The sequence below is a fragment of the Streptomyces sp. NPDC039424 genome (assembly GCF_055639495.1).
Map to the genome: position 1 here is coordinate 49,518 of NZ_JBVKAI010000020.1, position 24,754 is coordinate 74,271.

At 71.5% G+C, this 24,754-nt stretch carries 23 protein-coding genes; 12 read left to right on the plus strand and 11 right to left on the minus strand.

The window, feature by feature from the left end:
• Window positions 1–56: 56 nt before the first annotated feature.
• Window positions 57–1,262, minus strand: a complete 1,206-nt coding sequence (locus tag ACZ7L0_RS35175; RefSeq protein ID WP_471246615.1) for a sensor histidine kinase — start codon at window positions 1,260–1,262, stop codon at window positions 57–59.
• A 129-nt stretch (window positions 1,263–1,391) separates the two neighbouring features.
• Here ACZ7L0_RS35175 and ACZ7L0_RS35180 point away from each other — a divergent pair, with 129 nt between their 5' ends.
• Window positions 1,392–2,459, plus strand: coding sequence for an SAM-dependent methyltransferase (locus tag ACZ7L0_RS35180; RefSeq protein ID WP_471246616.1), 1,068 nt, complete (start codon window positions 1,392–1,394; stop codon window positions 2,457–2,459).
• Here ACZ7L0_RS35180 and ACZ7L0_RS35185 read toward each other — a convergent pair.
• Complete coding sequence (locus ACZ7L0_RS35185; RefSeq protein WP_471246702.1) at window positions 2,424–3,575, minus strand: NADH-quinone oxidoreductase subunit D; 1,152 nt, start codon at window positions 3,573–3,575, stop codon at window positions 2,424–2,426. The genes ACZ7L0_RS35180 and ACZ7L0_RS35185 overlap by 36 nt on opposite strands.
• Before the next feature lie 40 nt (window positions 3,576–3,615).
• Here ACZ7L0_RS35185 and ACZ7L0_RS35190 point away from each other — a divergent pair, with 40 nt between their 5' ends.
• Both ACZ7L0_RS35190 and ACZ7L0_RS35195 read left to right on the plus strand, forming a co-directional pair.
• A complete protein-coding gene (locus ACZ7L0_RS35190) occupies window positions 3,616–4,128 on the plus strand; it encodes a PH domain-containing protein (protein WP_471246617.1) in 513 nt (170 codons plus the stop codon).
• Window positions 4,125–5,453, plus strand: coding sequence for a PH domain-containing protein (locus ACZ7L0_RS35195; RefSeq protein ID WP_471246618.1), 1,329 nt, complete (start codon window positions 4,125–4,127; stop codon window positions 5,451–5,453). The genes ACZ7L0_RS35190 and ACZ7L0_RS35195 overlap by 4 nt, the downstream gene beginning before the upstream one ends.
• Window positions 5,454–5,530: 77 nt before the next feature.
• Here the strand turns inward: ACZ7L0_RS35195 and ACZ7L0_RS35200 are convergent, their stop codons facing one another.
• The gene (locus ACZ7L0_RS35200) at window positions 5,531–6,730 is read right to left on the minus strand and encodes a hypothetical protein (protein ID WP_471246619.1); all 1,200 of its coding nucleotides are present in this window, start codon (window positions 6,728–6,730) and stop codon (window positions 5,531–5,533) included.
• A gap of 62 nt (window positions 6,731–6,792) precedes the next feature.
• Window positions 6,793–7,920 carry an alpha/beta hydrolase gene (locus ACZ7L0_RS35205; RefSeq protein WP_471246620.1) on the minus strand — a complete coding sequence of 376 codons (1,128 nt, stop codon included), beginning with the start codon at window positions 7,918–7,920 and terminating at the stop codon, window positions 6,793–6,795.
• Between the two features lie 229 nt (window positions 7,921–8,149).
• Here ACZ7L0_RS35205 and ACZ7L0_RS35210 point away from each other — a divergent pair, with 229 nt between their 5' ends.
• From ACZ7L0_RS35210 to ACZ7L0_RS35235, 6 genes are all read left to right on the plus strand, one after another.
• Complete coding sequence (locus ACZ7L0_RS35210) at window positions 8,150–9,973, plus strand: phosphatidylglycerol lysyltransferase domain-containing protein (protein ID WP_471246621.1); 1,824 nt, start codon at window positions 8,150–8,152, stop codon at window positions 9,971–9,973.
• Between the two features lie 75 nt (window positions 9,974–10,048).
• Entirely contained in the window at window positions 10,049–10,939 is an 891-nt protein-coding gene (gene folP / locus ACZ7L0_RS35215; RefSeq protein ID WP_471246622.1) for a dihydropteroate synthase, read from the plus strand.
• Entirely contained in the window at window positions 10,936–11,439 is a 504-nt protein-coding gene (locus ACZ7L0_RS35220; protein WP_471246623.1) for a nuclear transport factor 2 family protein, read from the plus strand. Before folP ends, ACZ7L0_RS35220 begins: the two co-directional genes overlap by 4 nt.
• A 246-nt stretch (window positions 11,440–11,685) precedes the next feature.
• Window positions 11,686–12,045, plus strand: a complete 360-nt coding sequence (gene folB, locus ACZ7L0_RS35225) for a dihydroneopterin aldolase (protein ID WP_471246624.1) — start codon at window positions 11,686–11,688, stop codon at window positions 12,043–12,045.
• On the plus strand, window positions 12,042–12,653 hold the full coding sequence (gene folK, locus ACZ7L0_RS35230) for a 2-amino-4-hydroxy-6-hydroxymethyldihydropteridine diphosphokinase (RefSeq protein WP_471246625.1): 612 nt from the start codon (window positions 12,042–12,044) through the stop codon (window positions 12,651–12,653). Before folB ends, folK begins: the two co-directional genes overlap by 4 nt.
• A 54-nt stretch (window positions 12,654–12,707) precedes the next feature.
• Window positions 12,708–13,196 carry a DUF3180 domain-containing protein gene (locus ACZ7L0_RS35235; protein ID WP_471246626.1) on the plus strand — a complete coding sequence of 163 codons (489 nt, stop codon included), beginning with the start codon at window positions 12,708–12,710 and terminating at the stop codon, window positions 13,194–13,196.
• A 27-nt stretch (window positions 13,197–13,223) separates the two neighbouring features.
• On the opposite strand, the gene folE is transcribed toward ACZ7L0_RS35235, so the two are convergent.
• The 6 genes from folE to dacB all read right to left on the minus strand — a co-directional run bounded on the left by folE (window position 13,224) and on the right by dacB (window position 20,891).
• On the minus strand, window positions 13,224–13,829 hold the full coding sequence (folE, locus tag ACZ7L0_RS35240; protein ID WP_471246627.1) for a GTP cyclohydrolase I FolE: 606 nt from the start codon (window positions 13,827–13,829) through the stop codon (window positions 13,224–13,226).
• A 124-nt stretch (window positions 13,830–13,953) separates the two neighbouring features.
• Window positions 13,954–15,993, minus strand: coding sequence for an ATP-dependent zinc metalloprotease FtsH (gene ftsH, locus ACZ7L0_RS35245; protein WP_471246628.1), 2,040 nt, complete (start codon window positions 15,991–15,993; stop codon window positions 13,954–13,956).
• Window positions 15,994–16,189: 196 nt separating this feature from the next.
• On the minus strand, window positions 16,190–16,750 hold the full coding sequence (gene hpt, locus ACZ7L0_RS35250) for a hypoxanthine phosphoribosyltransferase (RefSeq protein WP_471246629.1): 561 nt from the start codon (window positions 16,748–16,750) through the stop codon (window positions 16,190–16,192).
• Between the two features lie 76 nt (window positions 16,751–16,826).
• Window positions 16,827–17,858, minus strand: coding sequence for a tRNA lysidine(34) synthetase TilS (gene tilS, locus ACZ7L0_RS35255; RefSeq protein ID WP_471246630.1), 1,032 nt, complete (start codon window positions 17,856–17,858; stop codon window positions 16,827–16,829).
• 193 nt (window positions 17,859–18,051) lie between these two features.
• Entirely contained in the window at window positions 18,052–19,188 is a 1,137-nt protein-coding gene (locus tag ACZ7L0_RS35260; protein ID WP_471246631.1) for a zinc-dependent metalloprotease, read from the minus strand.
• A gap of 104 nt (window positions 19,189–19,292) precedes the next feature.
• On the minus strand, window positions 19,293–20,891 hold the full coding sequence (gene dacB / locus ACZ7L0_RS35265) for a D-alanyl-D-alanine carboxypeptidase/D-alanyl-D-alanine endopeptidase (RefSeq protein ID WP_471246703.1): 1,599 nt from the start codon (window positions 20,889–20,891) through the stop codon (window positions 19,293–19,295).
• Window positions 20,892–21,014: 123 nt separating this feature from the next.
• Between dacB and ACZ7L0_RS35270 the strand changes: the two genes are divergently transcribed.
• The gene (locus tag ACZ7L0_RS35270) at window positions 21,015–21,506 is read left to right on the plus strand and encodes an inorganic diphosphatase (protein WP_003991985.1); all 492 of its coding nucleotides are present in this window, start codon (window positions 21,015–21,017) and stop codon (window positions 21,504–21,506) included.
• Window positions 21,507–21,621: 115 nt separating this feature from the next.
• On the plus strand, window positions 21,622–23,286 hold the full coding sequence (locus ACZ7L0_RS35275) for a threonine/serine exporter family protein (RefSeq protein ID WP_471246632.1): 1,665 nt from the start codon (window positions 21,622–21,624) through the stop codon (window positions 23,284–23,286).
• 4 nt (window positions 23,287–23,290) lie between these two features.
• Here ACZ7L0_RS35275 and ACZ7L0_RS35280 read toward each other — a convergent pair whose 3' ends face one another.
• Complete coding sequence (locus tag ACZ7L0_RS35280) at window positions 23,291–24,241, minus strand: DedA family protein (protein ID WP_471246633.1); 951 nt, start codon at window positions 24,239–24,241, stop codon at window positions 23,291–23,293.
• Window positions 24,242–24,379: 138 nt separating this feature from the next.
• On the opposite strand from ACZ7L0_RS35280, the gene ACZ7L0_RS35285 reads away from it, so the two are divergent.
• Window positions 24,380–24,745: a YbjQ family protein gene (locus tag ACZ7L0_RS35285; protein WP_471246634.1), complete on the plus strand. Its 366-nt coding sequence runs from the start codon at window positions 24,380–24,382 to the stop codon at window positions 24,743–24,745.
• Window positions 24,746–24,754 lie beyond the last annotated feature (9 nt).

A 24,754-nucleotide genomic window follows, 5' to 3' on the forward strand; every position in this document is an offset into this window, starting at 1 on the left:
GGGGGCGTGCGGTCGTGCGCGGGCGTGACAGGTGTCAACAGGGGCGTACTTCGGCGTCAGTGCGCCGGTTTGAGCGGCAGCAGGGCGCTGATGCGGAAGCCTCCACCGGGGCGGGGGCCCGCGTCCAGAGTGCCGCCGACCATGCCGACCCGCTCGCGCATGCCGATCAGCCCGTGGCCCTGGCCGTCGGCGCCGCCCTCCTCGTACAGCTCGTGCGGGGCGCCCTTGCCGTCGTCCTCGACGAGCAGGCCGAGCCCGTCGTCGAAGTAGACCAGCCGCACGCTCGCGCCCGCGTTCGGACCGCCGTGCTTACGGGTGTTGGTCAGCGCCTCCTGCACGATGCGGTACGCGGTGAGCTCGACGCCGCTGGGCAGCGGACGCGGGGTGCCCTCGACCCTGAAGTCGACGGGCAGGCCGGAGCTGCGGCACTTCTCGACCAGGTCGTCGATCTGCTCCACATCGGGCTGCGGGACGTACTCGCCGCTCTCCTGGTGCTCGCCGGTGCGCAGCACGCCCAGCAGGCGGCGCATCTCGGCGAGGGCCTGGCGGCCGGTGGAGGAGATCGTCTCCAGGGCCTTCTTCGCCTGGTCGGGCGCGGCGTCCAGGACGTAGGCGGCGCCGTCGGCCTGCACCACCATCACCGACACGTTGTGCGCGACCACGTCGTGCAGCTCGCGCGCGATCCGGGCGCGTTCGGCGGCGACGGCGACCTTGGCCTGTGCCTCGCGCTCCTTCTCCAGGCGCGAGGCGCGCTCCTCCAGCTGCGCGAAGTAGGCGCGGCGGGTGCGCATGGAGTCGCCGAGCACCCAGGCGAGGGCGAACGGCACCGTCTGGAACACCGTGATCGCGACCTTGCCGATGAAGCTCGCGTCCTGCTCCGGCCAGCGGATCTGCGCCAAGGGCGCCGCGCACAGGCCGATGACCAGGGCGAAGCGGGAGACCCAGCGCTCACCGACGGCGGCGACCGTGTAGGTGATCACCAGCATGGCGAAGTCGGCGACCGTCGTCTCGACGTCCAGGATCAGCTGCGCCAGTCCGGTCGCGGCGGTCACCAGCAGCATCGGCTCCGGAAAGCGGCGGCGCAGCGCGACGACAACGCACAGCACGGCGGAGACGGCCAGTCCGGCGGCGACCGATCCGTGGTGGTGGGGCGCCCCGTTGACGCTGGTCACGCTCACGCCGGAAATCCCGAACAGGACGACGGCCCAGAAGGTGTCGACCCACATCGGGTGCCTGCGGAGGAAGTCATAGAGGCGCTGCACGTAACCCAGAGTAGGGAAACGCGCAGGGTGCGGGAGTCAACCGGAGGGCCGATCCGTTCCCGGCGCGCGTACTCCGCAAGGTGGAGGACGTGATCATCTGTGCGTGCGGGGCCGCCCTAGTCTGTCCCGGTGACGGACGAGAACAGCGGCGAGAACAGCGGCGACAGCACCGGCGAGTGGCAGGGCTGGCGGGCGGCCACCGAGGGGGCCCTGTACGGTCCGGGCGGCTTCTACCGGCGGCCCGAGGGACCGGCGGGTCACTTCCGTACGTCCGTCCACGCGTCGCCGCTGTTCGCGCGGGCCGTGGCGCGGCTGCTGTGCCGGGTGGACGAGGCGCTGGGGCGGCCCGGGACGCTGGACTTCGTGGACATGGGGGCCGGGCGGGGCGAGCTGGTCACGGGTGTGCTCGCCGCGCTGCCCGCCGAGGTGGCCGCCCGCGCGCGCGGGTACGGCGTCGAGCTGGCCGGCCGTCCGGCGGGGCTCGACGGCCGGATCACCTGGCTGAGCGAGCCGCCCGAGCGGATCCGGGGGCTGCTGTTCGCCAACGAGTGGCTGGACAACGTACCCGTGGAGCTCGCGGAGGTGGACTCGGCGGGCGTGCCCCGGCGGGTGCTGGTGCGGGCGGACGGGCGCGAGCGGCTCGGGGAGCCCGTGTCGGGGGCGGAGGCCGAGTGGCTCGCGCGGTGGTGGCCGCTGCCGGCCGAGGAGGGGCTGCGCGCGGAGATCGGGCTGCCCAGGGACACCGCGTGGGCGTCCGCCGTGGCGCGCGTCGAGCGGGGGCTCGCGGTCGCCGTGGACTACGCGCACACAGCGGACACCCGGCCCCCGTTCGGGACGCTCACCGGCTTCCGGGAGGGGCGCGAGACGGCGCCCGTGCCGGACGGGTCGTGCGACATCACGGCACATGTGGCACTGGACGCGTGCGCGGCGCTCCCCCAGCCCCACACGCTCCCCGGCGCACGCCTGATCTCCCAACGGGATGCCCTGCGCGCCCTAGGTCTCGCAGGTACGCGCCCCCCGCTCGCGCTCGCCTCGACGAACCCCTCGGAGTACGTACGCGCCCTCACAAGCGCCGGTGAGGCCGCCGAGCTGATCGCGCCGGGCGGCCTCGGGGACTTCGGGTGGCTGCTCCAGCCGGTCGGGCTCCCGAACGCACTCGGCCTATTTGTCGATGTCCCCGACCACGAAGAACATTGAGCCCAGGATCGCCACCATGTCCGCCACCAGCGTCCCGGGCAGCAGCTCGGTCAGCGCCTGGATGTTGTTGTACGAGGCCGAGCGCAGCTTCAGCCGGTACGGGGTCTTCTCGCCCTTGCTGACCAGGTAGTAGCCGTTGATGCCGAGGGGGTTCTCGGTCCACGCGTAGGTGTGGCCCTCCGGCGCCTTCAGCACCTTCGGGAGCCGCTGGTTGATCGGCCCGGGCGGTAGCTCGGCGAGCCGGTCGAGGCAGGCGTCGGCCAGGTCCAGCGCGTTGTGGGTCTGGGCCAGGAGGCACTCGAAGCGGGCGAGGCAGTCGCCCTCGGTCCGGGTCACCACCTCCAGGGTGTCCTGCAGTTCCCCGTACGCCAGGTACGGCTCGTCGCGCCGCAGGTCGAAGTCGACGCCGGAGGCGCGCGCGATGGGGCCGCTCACGCCGTAGGCGTGCACGTGCTCCGGCGCGAGCACCCCCACGTCCCGGGTGCGGCCCCGGAAGATCTCGTTGCCGAGGACCAGGTCGTCGAAGACGTCCATGCGCGAGCGCACGGCGGCGACGGCGCCGCGCGCGCGTGCGGCCCAGCCGGCCGGCAGGTCCTCCTTCAGGCCGCCGACGCGGTTGAACATGTAGTGCATGCGCCCGCCGGAGACCTCCTCCATGACGTTCTGGAGCACCTCGCGCTCCCGGAACGCGTAGAAGACCGGGGTGATGCCGCCCAGCTCCAGCGGATAGGAGCCGAGGAACATCAGATGGTTCAGCACCCGGTTCAGCTCGGCCAGCAGGGTGCGCGTCCACACCGCGCGCGCGGGGACCTCCATGCCCAGCATCCGCTCCACGGCGAGCACCACGCCCAGCTCGTTGGAGAAGGCCGACAGCCAGTCGTGGCGGTTGGCGAGCATGATGATCTGGCGGTAGTCGCGCGCCTCGAAGAGCTTCTCCGCGCCCCGGTGCATATAGCCGATCACCGGTTCCGCGCGCAGGATGCGCTCGCCGTCCAGCACGAGCTTGAGCCGCAGCACGCCGTGCGTGGACGGGTGCTGGGGGCCGATGTTCAGCACCATGTCGGTGCTTTCCGCGGCACCGCCGATCCCGACCGTGGTCTCCGTCGCGGGGGTCATGGACGTCATGGACCCAGTCTCCCCTACGTAGGCTGGCGGCATGGAGACGGGGAGCGGGGAGAACGGGGAGTGCGGCGCGGTGACGGCCGCCGAGCCGGAGTGGCGGGGGCTGCCCGCGGGCCTGCTGCGGATGCGGCGGCTGTTGCTGGTGGTGTGGCTGGGCGTGGTGGCCCTCGCCGTGGGGCTGCCGCTCGGACTGCTCGCCGGGCCCGCCTGGGCCGCGTTCGCGCTGCTGCCGCTGGCCCTGATGGCGTGGGGCTGGGTGCTGCTCGGCCGCAACTGGCGGTCCTGGCGCTATGCCGAGCGCGCCGACGACCTGCTGATCAGCCGCGGAGTGCTGTGGCGTGAGGAGACCGTCGTACCGTACGGGCGGATGCAGCTGGTCGAGGTGACCTCCGGGCCGGTGGGACGGCGCTTCGGGCTGGCCGGTGTGCAGCTGCACACCGCCGCCGCCGCGACCGACGCGGCCATCCCCGGCCTCGACCCGGCCGAGGCGGAGCGGCTGCGCGACCGGCTCACCGAGCTGGGCGAAGCCCGGTCGGCGGGGCTGTGACGGCGCCGGACGCCGCCGACGGCATACGGCCGGGGCGGGCCGTGGCCGAGCGGCGGCTGCACCCGGTGACGCCGTTCCGGCGGGCGTGGGCGCCGGTCGCCGTGCTCGCCGGGTGGGCCGTGCACGACCCGAACCAGGCGCAGGAACAGCTGACGAGGCTGACCACGACCATGCTCTGGATCGGACTCGCCGTCCTGGTCCCGGCCGCCTCCCTCTACGGGTTCCTGTCCTGGTGGTTCACCCACTTCGCGGTGACCGACACCGAACTGCGCATACGCACCGGTCTCGTCTTCCGGCGCACCGCGCACATCCGGCTGGAACGGATCCAGGCCGTCGACGTCACCCAGCCGCTCCTCGCGCGCGTGGCGGGCGTCGCCAAGCTGCGGATCGACGTCGTCGGCGCCGACAAGAAGGACGAACTGGCCTTCCTGGGCGAGGCCGAGGCACGCGCGCTGCGCGCCGAACTGCTCGCGCGCGCGGCCGGTTTCGCGCCGGAGACGGCACACGAGGTCGGTGAGGCGCCGGCCCGCGAACTGCTGCGCGTGCCCCCGCGCGAGCTGGCGATCTCGCTGCTGCTGACCGGCGCCACCTGGGGCACCCTGGCCGCCGCGCTCGTCGTACCGCCCGTGCTGTGGCTGGCCACCCACAGCGTGTGGACGGTCCTCGCCACCGGCCTGCCGCTGCTCGGCGCGGCGGGCGCGAGCAGCGCGGGGCGGTTCGTCGGGGAGTACGACTGGACGGTCGCCGAGTCCCCGGACGGCCTGCGCATCGACCACGGGCTGCTGGACCGCACCCACGAGACGGTGCCGCCGGGGCGGGTGCAGACGGTGCGGATCGTCCAGCCCCTGCTGTGGCGGCGGCGCGGGTGGGTGCGGGTGGAGCTGGACGTCGCCGGATCGTCCAACTCCGTTCTGGTACCGGTCGCTCCGCGCCCGGTCGCGGAGTCCGTCGTCGCGCGTGTGCTGCCCGGGGTGACCGTGCCCTCGGTGCCGGACCGGCCGCCACGGCGGGCCGGGTGGTGCGTGCCGGTGTGGTGGCGCGGCTACGGGCTCGCGGTCACCGACACCGTCTTCGCCGCCCGCCACGGGCTCCTGCGCCGCACCCTCGCCCTCGTCCCGCACGCCAAGGTCCAGAGCACCCGGCTCACCCAGGGCCCCTGGGAACGCCTGTGGCGGGTCGCCGACATCCATGTGGACACCGGAGCCGACAAGACCGTGACCGCCCGGCTGCGGGACGCTCAGGAGGCGGCCGAGCTGCTCCACGCCCAGGCGGAACGGTCCCGCACGGGTCGGCGGGACGCGGGGCCGGAGCGGTGGATGACCTGACCCCCGGGCCTGTGCCCGCCCCGAACGGGAGTCCAGGGGGCGCAGCCCCCCAGGGCGCGTCGCGCCCAGGACAGACTTCAGGAAGCCGCGCTGCGCAGGCCCTGGAGGTCGATCTGCTCCGTCTCGTCGTGGGCCGTCAGGTCGATGACCTGGCCGATGCGCCGGGACTCGGGGTCGGCGGGCTTGAACTCGGCCTCGGACTCGGCCTTGTGGAGGGCGAGGGCCTCCTGGCCGACCACGTCGGCGAGGTCCTCGTTCTGCACGGCGTCCAGCGCGTCGGACGGCGAGTCCTTCTGCGTGCCGAAGAAATCGAAGCCGCCCTCGACCGCCGGGCGCCGCACGGGCGTCGCCGGTACGACGGCCACCGCGGTCGGTACCGTGAAGTGCCCCGTGGTCTGCGAACCGAGCTGCGATTCGGGCTGCGATTCGGACTGCGGCGCGGACTCGTCCGGTGCCGTCGTGGCGGTGGCGGCGGCCGCGCGCTGATGCCCGTCGACCGCCTCGGGCTGCCCCTGGACCTCGTCCTCCTGGGCCGCTTCCCGGCCGGCCGCTTCCGTCACGCCCTCGTCGACGCCATCCCCTTTGGCAACGGCCTCGGCCTCGCCCCCGGGAGTCTCGTCACCGGCGGCGAACCGGCCCAGCGCCACCTTGGCCCGCAGGAACAACTGGGAGCCCTGCGGCGAGAACACCCCGGGAGCCACCGGCTCGGTCACGGCGTCCACGGCCGCCTCGGCGCTCTCCTCCTCGGCCGGGGCAGCCACAGCCTCGGCATCGTCCTCCGCCGCGCGCGCGGGCGGCAGGGCGAGCGACGAAGACGGCGGCCCGGCCTCTATCTCGAGCAGACGCCGCCCCTCCAGCGCGCTGGCCCGCTCGGTCTCCGCCGTGGCGTACCGCCGCAGCAGCGCGGCGTGCTCGTTGCGCAGGCCCGCCAGCTCCGCCCGCTTGGCGCGCAGCCGCTGCTCCAGCTTGGCGCGCAGCTCGCGGGACTCCTCGAGGTCGGTCTCCAGTTCGGCGACCCGCTCCTCGAACCGCCACTCGTCACCCGCCCGCGCGCGCACGAGGTCGGCCACCTGCTTGCCCGCCTGCGTGTCCCAGCGGCGCATGACGACCGCACCGGCGATCGCCGTCGCCGCGGCGGCCGCGGCGAGGGCGCGCAGCACCGTCTGCTCCGAGAACACCCAGGGCCCCAGCGCGCAGACGACGGAGACGCCTGCGATCGCCGACGGGGGCAACAGCCTGTGCAGGGGCGGGGAATGGCGGTGACGTCCACGTGGCATGGCCAGAAACTTACCGCGAGTAGGCGATTCTTGGCGCGCCGCCCCCGTAAAAACACGGCCTTTCAGCGGTCGCTGAGCCGCCCGCTGATCCACTGCAGCGTCCCCGGGATCTCCCGCCGCCAGGTGTTGAAGTTGTGACCGCCGCTCTCCAGGATGATCGACGAGATCCGGGTCAGGTTCGTGGCCCGCACACGCTCTATGAATTCGAGCGTGTCCTTGTAGTTGGATTCGCCGATCTTGCTGCTGCTGACGAGCAGTGAGGTGTCCGGGGCCGGCTCGTGCTTGAGGCACCACCACAGATCGGAACGATTCCGCAGTTTCCGGTCACCGTGGAAGAGGTCACCGGTCGTCGGGTCGATCGGCGCCTTGTAGTACGGAGACAGGCCCGCCCCGGCCGCGTACACGTTCGGGTGGTGCATGGCGAGCTTCAACGCGCAGTACCCGCCCGTGGAGTCACCGATGATCCCCCAGCTGCCGGGCTTCTTGCCCACCCTGTAGTGGGCCAGTACGGCGTCGGGCAGGTCCTTGGCGAAGAACGTCTCCGTCTGCGGGCCGCCCGGAACGTCCACGCACTCCGTGTCGCGCGGCGGCGCCACCGTCGGCCGCAGCATGACCAGGATCATCGGCTGCATCCGCCCGTCCTTGGCCAGGTCCTGCGCCGTACGCGGGTAGTGCAGTTTGTCCACCAGGGCCTGTGCGGTGCCGGGGTATCCGGTGAGGACTACGGACGCGGGGAACGTACGCGTGCGGTACTGCGGCTGGAAGTACTCCGGGGGGAGGTAGACGTACGCCGGTGTGGCGATGTGGGTCGTACGGCCCACGATGTCGACCTTCTGGACCTGTCCGGCCGTCTGCGGCCGCGCTCCGCCCGACCCGTTCACCCGCCGCGTGGAGATCACCTGGAGCGGACCGCCGGTGCCGCCGCCCGCCGTGTGGTCGATGACTATCCCCTGGTCGGTCTCCTGACCGAGCAGGTCGGCCCAGCTGGCGTAGAAGCCGAAGGCCTGGTTGGCGCCGATGCCCACGGAGGCGAAGAGCGTCACCTGGGTGGCGAGAAGCAGACCGACCCGCCCGCTGACGGACCGCCAGCCGCGCCGGGCCAGCCGTGGCCACAGCCACACCGTGCCGACGAACAGCAGGACGGCGAGCGCGATCGCCACCACCAGCACATTGTTGCTCGTGAGACCCATGAGCTGTTCCTGCCTGCGCTTTCCGCCCGCGGCTCGCCCACGCGATCGTCGCAAGGGCTTGCCCCAGGCTTTCCCTGGGCTTTGAACCGGCTTTCCGGCGAGGAAGGAACCTCCTTCCCCGAGACACCGTCCTAGAGGGCGCAATGTCGCCGGATGCCCGAAACGGGCGCCGGACTCAAGGTCTCTCGCAGAACTACGGGATGCGATGTCTGTCAGGATAGATGGGGAAATGTCGGGCGGGGTTCCGAGCCGATCAAGCCGGGCGCGGCGCGTCTTCCGCGGTCCGCGTCCCGAGGTCGTCCCCGCGCTCATCGGCAGGGCCTGCGCGGTCGTGGGGCTGCTGGACATTGCCGCGGGCGTGTTCCCGCGCTTCCGTCACAGCCGTATGCACGCCATGGCCGAGGTGCTGCCGGGCTCCTTCGGCCCGTTCGCCGCGGCGCTCTCGCTCAGCGCGGGCGTGCTGTTGCTGCTGCTCGCGCACGGGCTCAAACGGCGCAAGCGCCGGGCGTGGCGGGCCGCGGTGGCGCTGCTGCCGGCCGGCGCGGTGGCGCAGTTCGTGTACCGGCACTCCGTCATCGGGATGGTCATCTCGCTGGCCCTGCTCGTACCGCTGCTGCGCCACCGCGCCGAGTTCGCGGCCCTGCCCGATCCGCGCAGCCGCTGGCGCGCGCTCGCCAACTTCGTCCTCATGAGCGCCGGTTCCCTCGTCCTCGGACTGGTCATCGTCAGCGTCCACCCCGACCGGCTGGTCGGCGACCCGAGCCTGGCCGATCGGCTGACCCACGTCATCTACGGCCTGTTCGGCTTCGAAGGCCCGGTGGACTACCAGGGCAACACCTCCTGGACGGTCGCCTTCTCCCTCGGCGCCCTGGGCTGGATCACCGCGGTCACCACCGTCTACCTGGCCTTCCGCCCCGAACACCCGGCCGCCCAGCTGACCGAGGAGGACGAGTCCCGGCTGCGGGCCCTGCTGGCCAAGCACGGCGGACGCGACTCCCTCGGCCACTTCGCGCTGCGCCGCGACAAGGCGGTCGTCTTCTCGCCCAGCGGCAAGGCGGCGGTGACGTACCGGGTGGTGTCCGGCGTGATGCTCGCCAGCGGTGACCCGATCGGCGACGTCGAGGCCTGGCCCGGCGCCATCGAACGGTTCATGGACGAGGCCAAGGCCCACTCCTGGACCCCCGCCGTCATGGGCTGCTCGGAGACGGGCGGCGAGGTGTGGACCCGCGAGACCGGCCTGGACGCCCTCGAACTGGGCGACGAGGCGGTGGTGGACGTGGCGGATTTCTCGCTCGCCGGACGCGCGATGCGCAACGTGCGCCAGATGGTCAAGCGCATCGAGCGGGCCGGCTACGAAACCCGGGTACGGCGCATCCGTGACCTCGGCGAGGCCGAACTCGACCGTATCCGGCGCGCGGCGGAGGACTGGCGCGGCACCGACACCGAGCGCGGCTTCTCCATGGCGCTCGGCCGCATCGGCGACGCCGCCGACGGCGACTGCCTGATCGCCACCGCGCACAAGGCCGACGAACAGCCCGGCCCGTACGGCGACCTCAAGGCGATCCTGCACTTCGTGCCCTGGGGCACCGACGGCGTCTCGCTGGATTTGATGCGGCGCGACCGCTCGGCCGACCCCGGCATGAACGAGCTGCTGATCGTCGCCGCGCTCCAGGCGGCCCCGAAGTTCGGCATCGCCCGCGTGTCGCTGAACTTCGCGATGTTCCGCTCCGCCCTCGCCCGCGGGGAGAAGATCGGCGCGGGGCCGGTGCTGCGCGCCTGGCGCGGGCTGCTGGTGTTCCTCTCCCGGTGGTTCCAGATCGAGTCGCTGTACAAGTTCAACGCCAAGTTCCAGCCACGCTGGGAGCCGCGCTTCGTGGTCTACCGGGCCTCCGGCGACCTGCCCCGCATCGGCTTCGCCGCCATGCAGGCGGAGGGCTTCGTCGACCTCGCCCTCCCGCTGCCGCGCTTCCTGCGCCGCCGCTCCACCGCCGCCGCCCGCCCGTGCTCCCACGGGCTCGCGGAACGCGACGTCCGCGACGTCCGGGCGGCGTGACCCCGAACCGGTCCGGGCCGAAGCCCCCGGGTGGGCCGTACTCGGCCCTCCCCGGGCTGGGCCTACGCTGAACGTATGAGCAACGAGAGCGGGCGCGGCCGAGTGGCGGGCCTTCCGGCATGGGACCGCTGCGCGGTCATGGGGGTCGTCAACGTCACCCCCGACTCCTTCTCCGACGGCGGCCGCTTCTTCGACACCACGGCCGCCGTCAAGCACGGGCTCGAGCTGGTCGCCGAGGGCGCCGACCTGGTGGACGTCGGCGGCGAGTCCACCCGCCCCGGCGCCACCCGCGTCGACGAGGACGAGGAGCTCAGACGCGTCGTCCCCGTCGTCCGCGGCCTCGCCTCCGAGGGCGTCGTCGTCTCCGTCGACACCATGCGCGCCTCGGTCGCCGCACAGGCCCTCGCGGCCGGCGCCGCCGTCGTCAACGACGTCAGCGGCGGCCTCGCCGACCCGGCGATGATCCCGGTGGTGGCCGAGGCGGGCGCCCCCTTCGTCGTCATGCACTGGCGCGGCTTCCTCCAGGGCGGCAACGTCAAGGGCGTGTACGAGGACGTCGTCACCGAGGTCGTCGACGAACTGCACGCGCGCGTGGAGGCAGTCCTGGCGGGCGGCGTCGCCCCCGACCGCGTCGTCGTCGACCCCGGACTCGGCTTCTCCAAGGAGGCCGAACACGACCTCACCCTCCTCGCCCACCTCGGCCGCCTGCGCGCCCTGGGCCATCCGCTGCTGGTCGCCGCCTCCCGCAAGCGGTTCCTCGGCCGGGTGCTGGCCGGACCGGGAGGGGCTCCCCCGCCCGCCCGCGAACGCGACGCCGCCACCGCCGCCGTCTCCGCCCTGGCGGCCCAGGCCGGCGCCTGGGCGGTGCGCGTCCACGAGGTACGCGCCACGGCGGACGCGGTCCGGGTGGCCCGGGCGGTGGAGGGGGCGCGTTCGGCGGAAAGCGCACCGGAAGGAACCCGGTGAGCGCCCCCCACACCGACGTCGAGCAGGTGGAACAGGCCAACACCGCCTTCTACGAGGCGATGGAGCGCGGCGACTTCGAAGAGCTGTCCTCGCTCTGGCTCGCCCCGTCCGACCTGGGCGTCGACGAGACCTACCACGACCCGGCGGACGTCGGCGTGATCTCCTGCGTGCACCCGGGCTGGCCGGTGCTCACCGGCCGCGGCGAGGTCCTCAGGTCGTACGCGCTGATCATGGCGAACACCGACTACATCCAGTTCTTCCTCACCGACGTGCACGTCTCCGTCACCGGTGACACCGCCCTCGTGACCTGCACGGAGAACATCCTCAGCGGCGGCCCCGCACCCGAGGGCGGCGAGGAACTCGGCCCCCTCGTCGGCCAGCTCGTCGTCGCCACGAACGTCTTCCGCCGTACCTCCCTCGGCTGGAAGCTCTGGTCCCACCACGCGTCCCCCGTTCTGGCCGAAAACGACGAGGAAGAGGACGGCGACACACCCGCCTGAGTGGGTAGGCGGGCCACAGGGAGCAAGAAGTGGTTGGAATCACGAACCCACGGGTAGGTGCGGCTACCAGCCCGTGAGCCACCGGGTTCCGCAGGGGAAACTCGCGATGAACCCTCCGGTCCCGCAGCCGGCCCAGGTCCCCGTGGCCCGGCTCCGTCAGCGCCCGCGGGTAGATTCGTCCGAGGCCGGTGCGCCGCCCGCACACGGCACGGACCGGCCGTACCGACGACTGCAGGAGTGATTCGCGTGGATCGTGTCGCGCTGCGCGGCCTGAAGGCCCGCGGGCACCACGGTGTGTTCCCCAAGGAGCGCGAGGAGGGCCAGACCTTCTTCGTGGACCTCGTCCTGGGCCTGGACACCCGGCCGGCCGCGGCCGACGACGACCTGGCGAAGACCGTGCACTACGGCATCGTGGCCGAGGAGGTCGTGGCCGTGGTCGAGGGCGAGCCGGTGAACCTCATCGAAACGCTCGCCGAGCGCATCGCCCAGACCTGTCTGAAGCACGAGGGGGTCCAGGAGGTCGAGGTCTGCGTCCACAAGCCCGACGCGCCGATCACGGTCCCCTTCGACGACGTGACCGTCACCATCACCCGGAGCCGAGTATGACCGCGCCCTTCACCAAAGGTCACAGCGACCCGACCGTTCAGCCGGTGCCCGCCTCCGTCGTCGAGAAGGTCGACGCCGCCGACACCACCCTGCAGAACCCACGGCGGGCCGTGATCTCCCTCGGCTCCAACCTCGGCAACCGCCTGGAGACCCTCCAGGGCGCCATCGACGCCCTGGAGGACACCCCCGGCGTCCGCATCAAGGCGGTCTCCCCCGTGTACGAGACGGAGCCGTGGGGCGTGGAGCCCGGCAGCCAGCCGTCCTACTACAACGCGGTCGTGGTCCTGAAGACCACGCTGCCCCCGTCCTCCCTCCTGGAGCGCGCGCACGCCGTCGAGGAGGCCTTCAACCGGGTACGGGACGAGCACTGGGGCCCGCGCACCCTGGACGTCGACATCGTCGCGTACGCCGACGTCACCTCCGACGACCCGCACCTCACCCTGCCCCACCCGCGCGCCCACGAGCGCGCCTTCGTGCTGGCGCCCTGGTACGACGTGGATCCCGAGGCCCAGCTGCCCGGCCGCGGCACGGTCGCCGACCTTCTCGGCGCCGTCACCCGCGAGGGCGTCGCGGCCCGGGGGGACCTGGAACTCCGGCTGCCCGAGTAGTCGTTAAGGTCAAGACGACCGGAAGACGGGCACAGTGGGAGCTGAAGGGACACCGTGAGAGAGCTGCGCATCAGGGTGCTGGCGGGCGTGTTCGTCGTGGCAGGCATCCTGTCCTGGGCGGGCGCCCGCCTGTGGAATTCGATCGGAACCCTGCCGAGCGTCCCCGTGGCCGCCCCCATCGTGCTCGCCCTGATCGCCGTGGTCCTGCTGTCCACGGCCCTCTCCCTGCGCGCCCGGTTCAAGGCCCAGCGCGAGCGCCGCCCCGGCGCCAAGGGCGTCGACCCCCTGATGGCCGCCCGCGCGGTCGTCTTCGGCCAGTCCAGCGCCCTCGTCGCCGCCCTGGTCGCCGGGATGTACGGCGGGACCGGCGTCTTCCTCCTGGAACTCCTCGACATCCCCGCCCGCCGGGACCAGGCCATCTACGCGGCCTTCTCGGTACTGGCGGGCATCGCCGTCATAGTGGCGGCCCTGTTCCTGGAACGCGTATGCAAACTGCCGGAGGACGACGACGAGAACCATCCGGGGGCGGAACCGGTGGCGTGACCCGCCCCCGTCGCGTCCACGGGGCGTTCAGCGCGCCATGATGAGGCTCATCGCCTCGTTCCGCGTCGCCGCGTCCCGCAGCTGACCACGCACCGCCGAGGTTATGGTCATCGCGCCCGGCTTGCGGATACCGCGCATCGACATGCACATGTGCTCGCACTCGATCACGACGATCACACCCCGCGGCTCCAGGATCTCCATCAGGGAGTCCGCGATCTGCGTGGTGAGTCGTTCCTGTACCTGCGGGCGGCGGGCGTAGACGTCCACCAGCCGGGCCAGCTTGGACAGGCCGGTGATCTTGCCGGAGACCGACGGAATGTAACCGACGTGAGCAACACCCCGGAACGGGACCAGGTGGTGCTCACAGGTCGAGTACACCTCGATGTCCTTCACGAGCACCATCTCGTCGTGCCCGAGGTCGAACGTCGTCGTCAGTACGTCGTCGGGCTTCTGCCACAGGCCCGCGAAGATCTCCTTGTACGCCCGCGCCACCCGCGCCGGCGTCTCCCTCAACCCCTCGCGGTCCGGGTCCTCGCCGACCGCGATCAGGAGTTCGCGTACGGCGTTCTCGGCGCGCTTCTCGTCGAACTCGCCGATGGTGCCCTCGCCGTCCAGCGTCACGGGGTCGGTCATCTGGTGCCTCGTTCCTGTGCGGGTCACGCGTGTGGGCCACGCGCCTCATCTGCGGCCATGCGAAACGCCGCGCCCCCCAGGCTAGAACCTGGGGGGCGCGGCGTTCATTCCGGTCCGGGAACGGTCAGCTCTCGGGACGGTCCTCCGGGGCCGGCTCGGTCACCGGGGCGGACTCCGCCGCGGTGGACTTCGCCGTGTTGATCGCCGGAGTCGCGCCGTTCGCACCGTTGGTCAGCGCGAGCTCCTTGGGGGAGAGCACCGGCGGGCGGGTGGACGGCGTACGGCGGGAGGAGCCGGTCCAGGCGGGCCGCGGCGGGCGCTTGTGGATCGGGGCGAAGATCTCGGCGATCTCCTCCTTGCCCAGGGTCTCCTTCTCCAGCAGCTGGAGGACGAGGTTGTCGAGGACGTCGCGGTTCTCGACCAGGATCTCCCAGGCTTCGTTGTGCGCGTTCTCGATGAGCTTCTTGACTTCCTCGTCCACCAGCGCGGCGACCTCTTCCGAGTAGTCGCGCTGGTGAGCCATCTCACGTCCGAGGAACGGCTCGGTGTTGTCGCCGCCGAACTTGATGGCGCCGAGGCGCTCGGTCATGCCGTACTGCGTGACCATCGCGCGAGCCGTGGCCGTGGCCTTCTCGATGTCGTTCGCGGCGCCCGTGGTCGGGTCGTGGAAGACCAGTTCCTCGGCCGCGCGGCCGCCCAGCATGTACGCCAGCTGGTCGAGCATCTCGTTGCGCGTGGTCGAGTACTTGTCCTCGTCCGGAAGCACCATCGTGTAGCCGAGGGCGCGGCCTCTCGACAGGATCGTGATCTTGTGGACCGGGTCGGAGTTGGGGGAGGCCGCCGCGACCAGGGCGTGACCGCCCTCGTGGTACGCGGTGATCTTCTTCTCCTTGTCCGACATGATCCGGGTCCGCTTCTGCGGGCCCGCGACCACGCGGTCGATCGCCTCGTCCAGCATCTTGTTGTCGATGAGCTTCTGGTCGCTGCGGGCCGTGAGCAGGGCCGCCTCGTTCAGCACGTTCGACAGGTCGGCGCCGGTGAAGCCGGGCGTGCGGCGGGCGACCGCGGCCAGGTCGACGTCCGGGGCGACCGGCTTGCCCTTCTGGTGGACCTTGAGGATCTCCAGGCGGCCCTGCATGTCCGGGCGGTCGACCGCGATCTGGCGGTCGAAGCGGCCGGGGCGCAGAAGGGCCGGGTCGAGGATGTCGGGCCGGTTCGTCGCGGCGATGAGGATCACGCCGCCCTTGACGTCGAAGCCGTCCATCTCGACGAGGAGCTGGTTCAGGGTCTGCTCGCGCTCGTCGTGACCGCCGCCGAGGCCGGCGCCGCGGTGTCGGCCGACCGCGTCGATCTCGTCGACGAAGACGATCGCCGGGGCGTTCGCCTTGGCCTGCTCGAACAGGTCACGGACTCGGGAGGCACCGACGCCGACGAACATCTCGACGAAGTCGGAACCGGAGATCGAGTAGAACGGCACGCCCGCCTCGCCCGCGACGGCGCGCGCGAGCAGGGTCTTGCCGGTGCCGGGCGGGCCGTACAGCAGCACGCCCTTGGGGATCTTGGCGCCCACGGCCTGGAACTTGGCCGGTTCCTGCAGGAACTCCTTGATCTCGTGGAGCTCCTCGACGGCCTCGTCCGCGCCCGCGACGTCCGAGAACGTCGTCTTCGGGGTGTCCTTGGTGATGAGCTTCGCCTTGGACTTGCCGAAGTTCATGACCCGGGAGCCGCCGCCCTGCATCTGATTCATCAGGAACAGGAAGACGACCACGATGAGGACGAAGGGGAGCAGGGAGAGCAGGACGCCGAGGAACGGGTTCTGCTTGGACGGCGACACCGTGTAGCCGTCCGGGATCTGCTTGTCCTGGTACTTGGTCTGCAGGGTGCTGGCGATGGTCACGCCCTGGTCGCCGATGTAGCTCGCCTGGATCTTCGAGCTGCCGTCGACCTTCACGCCGTCCTTGAGCGTGACCTTGACGGTCTGCTCGTCGCCGGTGGTGAGCTTGGCCGACTCGACCTTGTTCTGATTGATCGCCGCCACGACCTGGCCGGTGTCCACCGTCTTGTAGCCGCCGGACGAGCCGACGACCTGCATCAACACGACCACGGCAAGGACGGCCAGCACGATCCACATGACCGGCCCACGGAAGTATCGCTTCACGTCCATCCATACGGAGCGGTGCCGCCCCGTCCCTCCTGCCATAGTGAGTTTGATAAGACAGTTCTTCTGACGGTACCCCAGCATTGTCGCCCGAAGCCGCACGAAGCTGCTCGGACGGCTGGCAATCCCGTCTCTGCATCCTCCAACGGCGCGAAACCCGCTGGGGTTCCCGATCGTCTTACGAGCTTGGGCCCTCGGGGACTCAGCCGCCGTAGACGTGAGGCGCGAGCGTACCGACGAACGGGAGGTTCCGGTACTTCTCGGCGTAGTCGAGGCCGTAGCCCACGACGAACTCGTTGGGGATGTCGAAGCCGACCCACTCCACGTCGATGGCGACCTTGGCGGCGTCGGGCTTGCGCAGCAGCGTGCACACCTTCAGGGAGGCGGGCTCGCGGGAGCCGAGGTTGGAGAGCAGCCAGGACAGGGTCAGCCCGGAGTCGATGATGTCCTCGACGATCAGGACGTGCTTGCCCTTGATGTCCGTGTCGAGGTCCTTGAGGATCCGGACGACACCGGAGGACTGGGTGCCCGCGCCGTACGACGACACGGCCATCCAGTCCATCGTGACGGGGGTGGACAGCGCCCGGGCGAGGTCCGCCATGACCATCACCGCGCCCTTGAGGACGCCGACGATCAGCAGGTCCTTGCCCGCGTACTCCGCGTCGATCTTCGCGGCCAGCTCGGCCAGCTTCGCGTCGATCTCTTCCTTGGTGATGAGCACCTCTTTGAGGTCGGTGCCCATGTCTTTCGCGTCCACCCGCATCACTTTCGGTCGTCCCGCACTTGCGGCCTCCGGCTGCCCGAACCACGCCGGACGGTCCCTGGCGGGAGGTACGGATTCAGCCTTGCCGAATCACCAGTCTGCCACCCTGCCGCCGGGCGACGACTTTGCCGGGGAGATTGATGGCTCCCTGACCGCGCCAGCCGGTGATCAGCCGGTCCACTTCCTCGATGTGGCGGGCGAACAGCGAACCGGCCGGGGCACCGGCCTCGATGGCGGCGCGGCGCAGGATGCGGCGGCGCACGGCGGGCGGGAGGGCGTAGAGCTTGGCGCACTCCAGGAGTCCGGCGGAGTCACGGACGGAGGCCTCGGCCTGGCGGGCCCAGGCGTCGAGGGCGTCGGCGTCGTCGCGGGAGAGCTGGGCGGTGCGGGCGAGGGCCTCGACGACGCCTTTGCCGAGCGCCTTCTCCAGGGCGGGCAGGCCCTCATGGCGGAGCCGGGAGCGGGTGTAGGCGGGGTCCGCGTTGTGCGGGTCGTCCCAGACGGGGAGGGACTGGACCATGCAGGCCTTGCGGGCGGTCTGCCGGTCGATCTGGAGGAAGGGGCGGCGGTAACGGCCGCCGGCCCCCGAGACCGCGGCCATTCCGGACAGGGAGCGGATGCCGGAGCCGCGGGCGAGGCCGAGCAGGACGGTTTCGGCCTGGTCGTCGCGGGTGTGGCCGAGCAGGATCGCGGTGGCGCCGTGGCGTTCGGCGGCGGCGTCGAGGGCGGCGTACCGGGCGTCGCGGGCGGCGGCCTCGGGGCCGCCCTCGCGGCCCACGGTCACGGCGGTGGACTCCACGGGGTCGAGGCCGAGTTCGCGCAGCCTGAGGACGACCTCCTGGGCGCGCTGGTCGGAGCCGGACTGCAGGCCGTGGTCGACGGTGACGCCGCCGGCGCGGATGCCGAGCTTGGGGGCTTCGAAGGCCAGAGCGGAGGCGAGGGCCATGGAGTCGGCGCCGCCGGAGCAGGCCACGAGCACGAGCGGGGAGGGGGGACGCTCGGCTGCCTCGTCCGGGGTCGTGCCGGAGGTCTGGTGGTCGTTGAGGATGTCGTGGAGAACGCGGCGGACCGCCAGGCGTATCGCCGCGACCGCAGGATGGGGACCCATGTCCGGTTCCCTTCATGAAGTTTTCGGGGGGTGAACCCGAGATCGGTCACTCAGAGTGTGTCGATGGTGACAGAAACGGGCCGTTCCCCGAGCATCGCACGCCTACCCATCGCTCACGGTCCCTCGGACGGGTGATTGAAGGGGCGTTCGCCTGCCGTCGGCCGGATTCGTTTCACAACTTCCGCACCGGCGTTCACGAATCGGCCTTGCGGTGCACCCGTGCGACCCAGTCCGCCGGTTTGGCGATCTCCGCCTTGGTCGGCAACGTGTTCGGAGAGGTCCACACCCGGTTGAAGCCGTCCATGCCGACCTGGTCGACGACGGCCCGTACGAAGCGTTCGCCGTCCCGGTACTGCCGGAGCTTGGCATCCAGGCCGAGCAGCTTGCGCAGGGCCAGGTCGAGGCGGGAGGCGCCCTTCGCGCGGCGCTGCTGGAACTTCTCGCGGATCTCCGCGACGGTCGGTACGACTTCCGGGCCGACCCCGTCCATCACGAAGTCGGCGTGGCCCTCCAGGAGGGACATCACGGCGGTGAGGCGGCCGAGGATCTCGCGCTGGGCCGGGGTCTGCACCAGTTCCACGAAGGACCGGCCGCCGTCCTCGCCCTCCTCGCCCTCGGGGCGACCCCCGGCGAGCGACTGGGCGGCCTCCCGGACGCGTTCCAGGACGGTCATCGGGTCGACGTCGGTCTCCGCCAAGAAAGACTGGATTTCGCCCTCGAGGTGGTCGCGCAGCCAGGGCACGGCGGTGAACTGCGTGCGGTGCGTCTCCTCGTGCAGGCACACCCACAGGCGGAAGTCGTGGGGCTCGACGTCGAGTTCGCGCTCCACGTGGACGATGTTGGGGGCGACCAGGAGCAGCCGGCCGCCGCCGTTGCCGCTCGAAGGGAGGTCGCGGGCGGCGGGGGCGAAGGTCTCGTACTGGCCGAGGACGCGGGAGGCCAGGAAGGACAGCAGCATGCCCAGTTCGACGCCGGTCACCTTGCCGCCGACGGCGCCGAGGACCGCGCCGCCGGGGGTGCCGCCGCGGCGCTCCTGCATCTTCTCCAGCAGCGGCTTGAGGATCTCCCGGAACCCGGCGACGTTGGCCCGGACCCAGCCCGGGCGGTCGACGACCAGGATCGGTGTGTCGCGGGCGTCCTCGGTGTCCATACGGGTGAAGGCCCGGACGTGTTCCTCCGAGACCTTCGCGTGGCGGCGCAGCTCCGCGACGACGGCCCTGGCCTCGTCGCGGCTCACCTCGGGGCCCGGCCGTACGAGCCGGGTCGCGGTCGCCACCGCGAGGTTCCAGTCGACCATCCCTGAAGAAGCGGCACCACCGATGCTCGTCATGTGTCAACCGTACGTGAGCGCCGCCGCTGGGGGCAGGGCGTGGGGCGGTAGGGGTGAGGGCGTCCGGTGGTGGCCGGGGTACCTGCGGTGGGCCGGGGCTGCCGTCAGCCGCAGCCGCACTCCGCCAACGCCGTTGCCGTGCGGTCCAGGGCCGCCTGGGCTTCTGTGGGGTCCGTCGTGTCGGAGGTCAGGAAGGCGAAGGCGAGGAGGCGGCCGTCGTGGTCGACGACCGTGCCGGCCAGGGTGTTGACGCCGGTCAGGGTGCCCGTCTTGGCGCGTACGAGGCCGGCCGCGCCGTCGGTGTAGCGGCTGGTCAGGGTGCCGGTGAAGCCCGCGACGGGGAGGCCGGTGAGGGCGGGGCGGAGTTCGGGGCGGGAGGGGGAGCCGGCCTTGACGAGGAGGGCGGTCAGGAGGTTCGCCGTCAGTCTGTCGTCGCGGTCGAGGCCGCTGCCGTCGTGGAACTCGGCGCCGGACATCGGCAGGCCGAGCTTCTTCAGCTGTGCGGCGATGGCCGCGGCGCCGCCGGCGAAGGTCGGTTGCCGACCGGTCCCGAGGGCGGTCTGGCGGGCCAGGGCCTCGGCGATGTCGTTGTCGCTGTTGGTCAGCATCCGTTCGACCAGGGCGGACAGCGGGGGCGAGGAGACGGTGGCCAGGGTGCTGGCGCGGCTGGTGGCCTTGGACGGGCCGGGGGAGGTCGTCCTGATGCCGTCCTCGTCGAGGAGGGCCGCGAACTTGCGGGCCGCGTCCGCCGCCGGGTCGGTCACCCGGGTCACCGGACCGCTGGTGGAGTCGTCGGTGCGGCCCTCGTCGGCCGTCAGTGCGCTGACGGGGGCGATGTTGTCGTTGACACCGATGGGGTGGAGGTCGGGGCCCGCGGCCGTTTCCGGGTAGCGGGTGGTGTCGTACGAGAGCGTCACCTCGCGGATGCCGCGCCCCCGCAGCGCCTTCGCCGTCTCCGCGGCGAGCGTGCGCAGACTCGCCCAGCCGTCGGCCTCCTTGTGGGCGGTCAGGGTGGGGTCGCCGCGGCCGACCAGGACGAGCTCCTTCGTGTCCGGTTCGAGCGCCGTGCGGGTGGTGAGGCGGTGGTCGGGGCCCAGCGCGGACAGGGCGGCGACGGCGGTGGCGATCTTGGTGGTGGAGGCGGGGGTCAGGGCCTTGCCGGCGCCGGTGCCGTACAGGCGCCTGCCGGTCGCCACGTCGACGACCGCCGCCGTACGGACGCGGCCGAGCGCCGGGGAGTCCAGGAGGGGATCCAGGACGTCCGCGAGGGCCTTTTCGGCGGGGGCGGACTTCACGGTGTTCGCGGCGCCGCCGAGGCCGGTCAGGACGGACGCGGCGCTGGGGGCGGGCCGGGGCCCGTCGGCCGCCGTACCGGTGTCGCCGCCGTGATCTGTGCCACCTGACCGCTCCAGGGCGGCGGCCCGGTCGCGCTCGGCCGTACGCTGACCGGTGGCGTCCCAGGGACCGGCGGCGGTCACCACACCGGCGGCCAGTGCCAGTCCGGCGGTGGCGGCGCCGGCGGTGTACTGCCAGGTCCTGAGGGCCGTCGGCCGGGAGGCTGCCGGGAACCGTGTGGGGTTCGTGGACCGCGTGATCCGTGCGAGGCGCGGTCGCACGGCCCGCGTCACCCGCGCGACCTGCGGTTTCGCGGCCGTGGCGGCCCGTGCCAGTCGCGGTCGTACCGCGTCCGCGATCCGCACCACGTGCGGTCTCGCGGCTCGCCAAGGCCTCAGCTCTGGCACGACACCAGCCCCTTTCGCGATCACACACCTGCGTGAGGGACACTTAATCACCAGAACTATGTGCTGATCATGGAGGAGCCACCGGTGGAGTTCGACGTCACGATCGAGATTCCGAAGGGTTCGCGGAACAAGTACGAGGTGGACCACGAGACCGGTCGGATCCGCCTGGACCGTCGTCTCTTCACTTCGACCAGCTACCCGGCCGACTACGGCTTCGTCGAGAACACCCTCGGCGAGGACGGCGACCCGCTCGACGCGCTGGTCATCCTGGACGAGCCGACCTTCCCGGGCTGCCTCATCCAGTGCCGCGCCATCGGCATGTTCCGTATGACGGACGAGGCCGGCGGCGACGACAAGCTGCTGTGCGTCCCGGCGCACGACCCGCGTGTGGAGCACCTGCGCGACATCCACCACGTCTCGGAGTTCGACCGCCTGGAGATCCAGCACTTCTTCGAGGTCTACAAGGACCTGGAGCCCGGCAAGTCGGTCGAGGGTGCCAACTGGGTCGGCCGCACGGACGCCGAGGCGGAGATCGAGCGGTCCTACAAGCGCTTCAAGGAGCAGGGCGGTCACTGACCCGCAGGTTTCGTCGTCGGCGGGCCGCGGCACCCTGGTGGGGTGCCACGGCCCGTCTGCGTACCTACGCGCATACTGAGGCCTACGGGAGGTGTCGTTCAGGGAGCGTTGCGGAGTGACGGAGGCGCAGGACCGCAAGCCTCGGTCGGACGAGGCGAGGAGCTCGTACGACCCCGAGATCACGTCCGAGTTCGCGGTTCCCGAGGGACTGGCCGCGCCCAGGGCCGGCAGTGAGTCCGAGACGACCTCCGAGTTCGCGGTGCCGAAGGGGCTGGGCGCGCCACAGCCGCCGAGCCCCGAACCGGAGGGGTCGGCGTTCAGCACGCCCAGCACCTACAGCGCCCAGCAGGCCCCGCCCGCCTTCACCCCGCCGACCGGCATCCCGGCCGTCAGCCTGATCAAGGACGCTCCCTGGCAGGACCGGATGCGCACGATGCTGCGCATGCCGGTGACGGAGCGGCCCGCGCCGGAGCCGGTGCAGAAGGCGGAGGAGGAGGGCGGCCCGGCCGTCCCGCGCGTGCTCGACCTGACGCTGCGTATCGGCGAGCTGCTGCTCGCGGGCGGGGAGAACGCCGAGGACGTGGAGGCCGCGATGTTCGCGGTGTGCCGGTCGTACGGGCTGGACCGGTGCGAGCCGAACGTCACCTTCACGCTGCTGTCCATCTCGCACCAGCCGTCGCTGGTGGAGGACCCGGTCACTGCGTCCCGGACGGTGCGGCGCCGGGGCACCGACTACACGCGGCTGGCGGCCGTCTTCCGGCTCGTGGACGACCTGACCGACCCGGAGACCCATATCTCGCTGGAGGAGGCCTACCGGCGCCTCGCCGAGATCCGCCGGAACCGGCATCCCTACCCCGGATGGGCGCTGACCTCGGCTGCCGGGCTGCTGGCCGGGGCGGCTTCCCTGCTCGTCGGCGGTGACGCGATCGTGTTCGTGGCCGCCGCGCTGGGCGCCATACTCGGCGACCGGCTGGCGTGGCTGTGCGCGGGACGCGGGCTGCCGGAGTTCTACCAGTTCACGGTGGCCGCGATGCCGCCCGCGGCGATCGGGGTGGCGCTCACGCTGGCGCACGTCGACGTGGTGGCGTCCGCGGTCATCACCGGTGGGCTGTTCGCGCTGCTGCCGGGGCGGGCGCTGGTGGCGGGCGTGCAGGACGGGCTGACCGGCTTCTACATCACCGCCTCCGCACGGCTGCTGGAGGTCATGTACTTCTTCGTCGGCATCGTCGTCGGGGTGCTGGTGATGCTGTACTTCGGCGTGAAGGTGGGCGCCAAGCTCAATCCGGACGCGGCGCTGAACCTCGCCGAGCGGCCGCTGCTGCAGATCGCGGCGTCGATGCTGCTGTCGCTGACCTTCGCCGTGCTGCTCCAGCAGGAGCGGTCCACCGTGCTTGCCGTGACCCTCAACGGGGGTGTCGCCTGGTCGGTGTACGGGGCGATGCACTACGCCGGCGGTATCTCGCCGGTGGCCTCCACGGCCGTGGCGGCGGGGCTGGTGGGGCTGTTCGGACAGCTGCTGTCGCGGTACCGGTTCGCGTCGGCGCTGCCGTACACGACGGCGGCGATCGGGCCGTTGCTGCCGGGATCGGCCACGTACTTCGGGCTGTTGTCGATGGCGCAGAACGAGGTCGACAAGGGTCTGGTGTCGTTGGCCAAGGCGGCGTCACTCGCCATGGCCATCGCCATCGGGGTCAATCTGGGCTCGGAGATCTCGCGGCTGTTCCTGCGGTTCGGCTCCGCCGAGGGGCGGCGGGCCGCCAAGCGGACCAGGGGCTTCTGAGTACCTACCGGCGGTAATTGCCCTGGTCGTAGCCGCCCTGGCCGTAGCTGCCCTGGTCATAGCCGCCCTGGCCGTAGTTGCCCTGGCCGTAGTTGCCCTGGTCGTAGCCGCCCTGGTCGTAGCCGTAAGGGTTCTGCTGGTTCTGCGGGTTCTGCTGGTGGTCGCCGTACTGCTGCTGCGGGTACTGCTGGCCGTAGTACTCGTCGTACCCCTGGGGGGAGCCGTACTGCTGCTCCTGCTGGACCGGCTCGATGCGGCGCAGCCGGGTCGTGGCGTCGTCCATGACCGGGGGCTGCTGCTGGAGCGGCTGCCGCTGCTCGGCGGGCGGGGCGTTCTTGGCCTTGGAGCGGGCGCGCAGGAACTCGATGGCGATCGGGACCACCGAGACGAGCACGATCAAGATGAGGATCAACTCGATGTGCTTGTTGACGAAGCCGACGTTGCCCAGCCAGGAGCCGAGCAGGGTCACACCCGCGCCCCACAGGACGCCGCCGATGACGTTGAAGGTCAGGAACGAGCGGTACTTCATGCCGCTGACGCCGGCGATGATCGGCGTGAACGTGCGCACGATGGGCACGAAGCGGGCCAGGACCAGGGACTTGGGGCCGTACTTCTCGAAGAACTCGTGCGCCTTGGTGACGTTCTCCTGCTTGAACAGGCGGGAGTCCGGGCGGTTGAAGAGGGACGGTCCGACCTTCTTGCCGAACATGTAACCCGCCTGGTCGCCGAGGATCGCGGCGACGCAGATGAGGGCGATCGCGGCCCACAGCGGGAAGTCCAGGTCGCCGGACGTGATCAGCAGACCGCAGGTGAACAGCAGCGAGTCACCCGGCAGGAAGAAGCCGATGAGCAGGCCTGACTCGGCGAACACGATGAGGAGCAGGCCCCAGATGCTGTACGTGTCGAGCAGGTAGTTGGGGTCCAGCCAGCTCGGGCCGAGGGCGAGCGTCGTCACGGTTCCGGGCTCCTGAGGGGTGAAGGCAAGGCGGCGTCCTCGCGCGGACGCCCAAGCTATCAACGTGATGTGTCCGCCCCAGGTTCCACCGGTGCCTCCAGGATGCACTGTGCGGCGACTGGCACAAAGCTGTGAGCCATGGGCATCGATGAATACGGCGGCGGCCAGGGGCCCCAGTCGGACGTACTGGTAGTGACCACCAACGACGTACCCGGGTACCGGGTGCAGCAGGTGATCGGCGAGGTGTTCGGGCTGACCGTGCGCTCGCGGCACCTGGGCAGTCAGATCGGCGCCGGACTGAAGTCGATGATCGGCGGTGAGCTCAAAGGGCTGACCAAGACCCTCGTGCAGACCCGTAACCAGGCCATGGAGCGGCTCGTCGAGCAGGCACGCGCGCGTGGGGCCAATGGAGTGCTGATGTTCCGCTTCGATGTGACGGAGGCCGCGGACGTGGGCACGGAGGTGTGCGCGTACGGGACGGCGGTGGTCCTGGCCCGGGAGTGACCCCGGGCC

What these genes read in the sequence shown, in the direction of transcription:
- ACZ7L0_RS35285 (WP_471246634.1), top strand. Translation starts at nt 24,380, where the DNA reads ATGGGCATCGATGAATACGGCGGCGGCCAGGGGCCCCAGTCGGACGTA.
- folP (WP_471246622.1), top strand. Translation starts at nt 10,049, where the DNA reads ATGAGCAACGAGAGCGGGCGCGGCCGAGTGGCGGGCCTTCCGGCATGG.
- ACZ7L0_RS35200 (WP_471246619.1), bottom strand. Translation starts at nt 6,730, where the DNA reads ATGCCACGTGGACGTCACCGCCATTCCCCGCCCCTGCACAGGCTGTTG.
- ACZ7L0_RS35185 (WP_471246702.1), bottom strand. Translation starts at nt 3,575, where the DNA reads ATGACCCCCGCGACGGAGACCACGGTCGGGATCGGCGGTGCCGCGGAA.
- ftsH (WP_471246628.1), bottom strand. Translation starts at nt 15,993, where the DNA reads ATGGACGTGAAGCGATACTTCCGTGGGCCGGTCATGTGGATCGTGCTG.
- hpt (WP_471246629.1), bottom strand. Translation starts at nt 16,750, where the DNA reads ATGCGGGTGGACGCGAAAGACATGGGCACCGACCTCAAAGAGGTGCTC.
- ACZ7L0_RS35205 (WP_471246620.1), bottom strand. Translation starts at nt 7,920, where the DNA reads ATGGGTCTCACGAGCAACAATGTGCTGGTGGTGGCGATCGCGCTCGCC.
- folK (WP_471246625.1), top strand. Translation starts at nt 12,042, where the DNA reads ATGACCGCGCCCTTCACCAAAGGTCACAGCGACCCGACCGTTCAGCCG.
- ACZ7L0_RS35190 (WP_471246617.1), top strand. Translation starts at nt 3,616, where the DNA reads ATGGAGACGGGGAGCGGGGAGAACGGGGAGTGCGGCGCGGTGACGGCC.
- folE (WP_471246627.1), bottom strand. Translation starts at nt 13,829, where the DNA reads ATGACCGACCCCGTGACGCTGGACGGCGAGGGCACCATCGGCGAGTTC.
- ACZ7L0_RS35210 (WP_471246621.1), top strand. Translation starts at nt 8,150, where the DNA reads ATGTCGGGCGGGGTTCCGAGCCGATCAAGCCGGGCGCGGCGCGTCTTC.
- tilS (WP_471246630.1), bottom strand. Translation starts at nt 17,858, where the DNA reads ATGGGTCCCCATCCTGCGGTCGCGGCGATACGCCTGGCGGTCCGCCGC.
- ACZ7L0_RS35260 (WP_471246631.1), bottom strand. Translation starts at nt 19,188, where the DNA reads ATGACGAGCATCGGTGGTGCCGCTTCTTCAGGGATGGTCGACTGGAAC.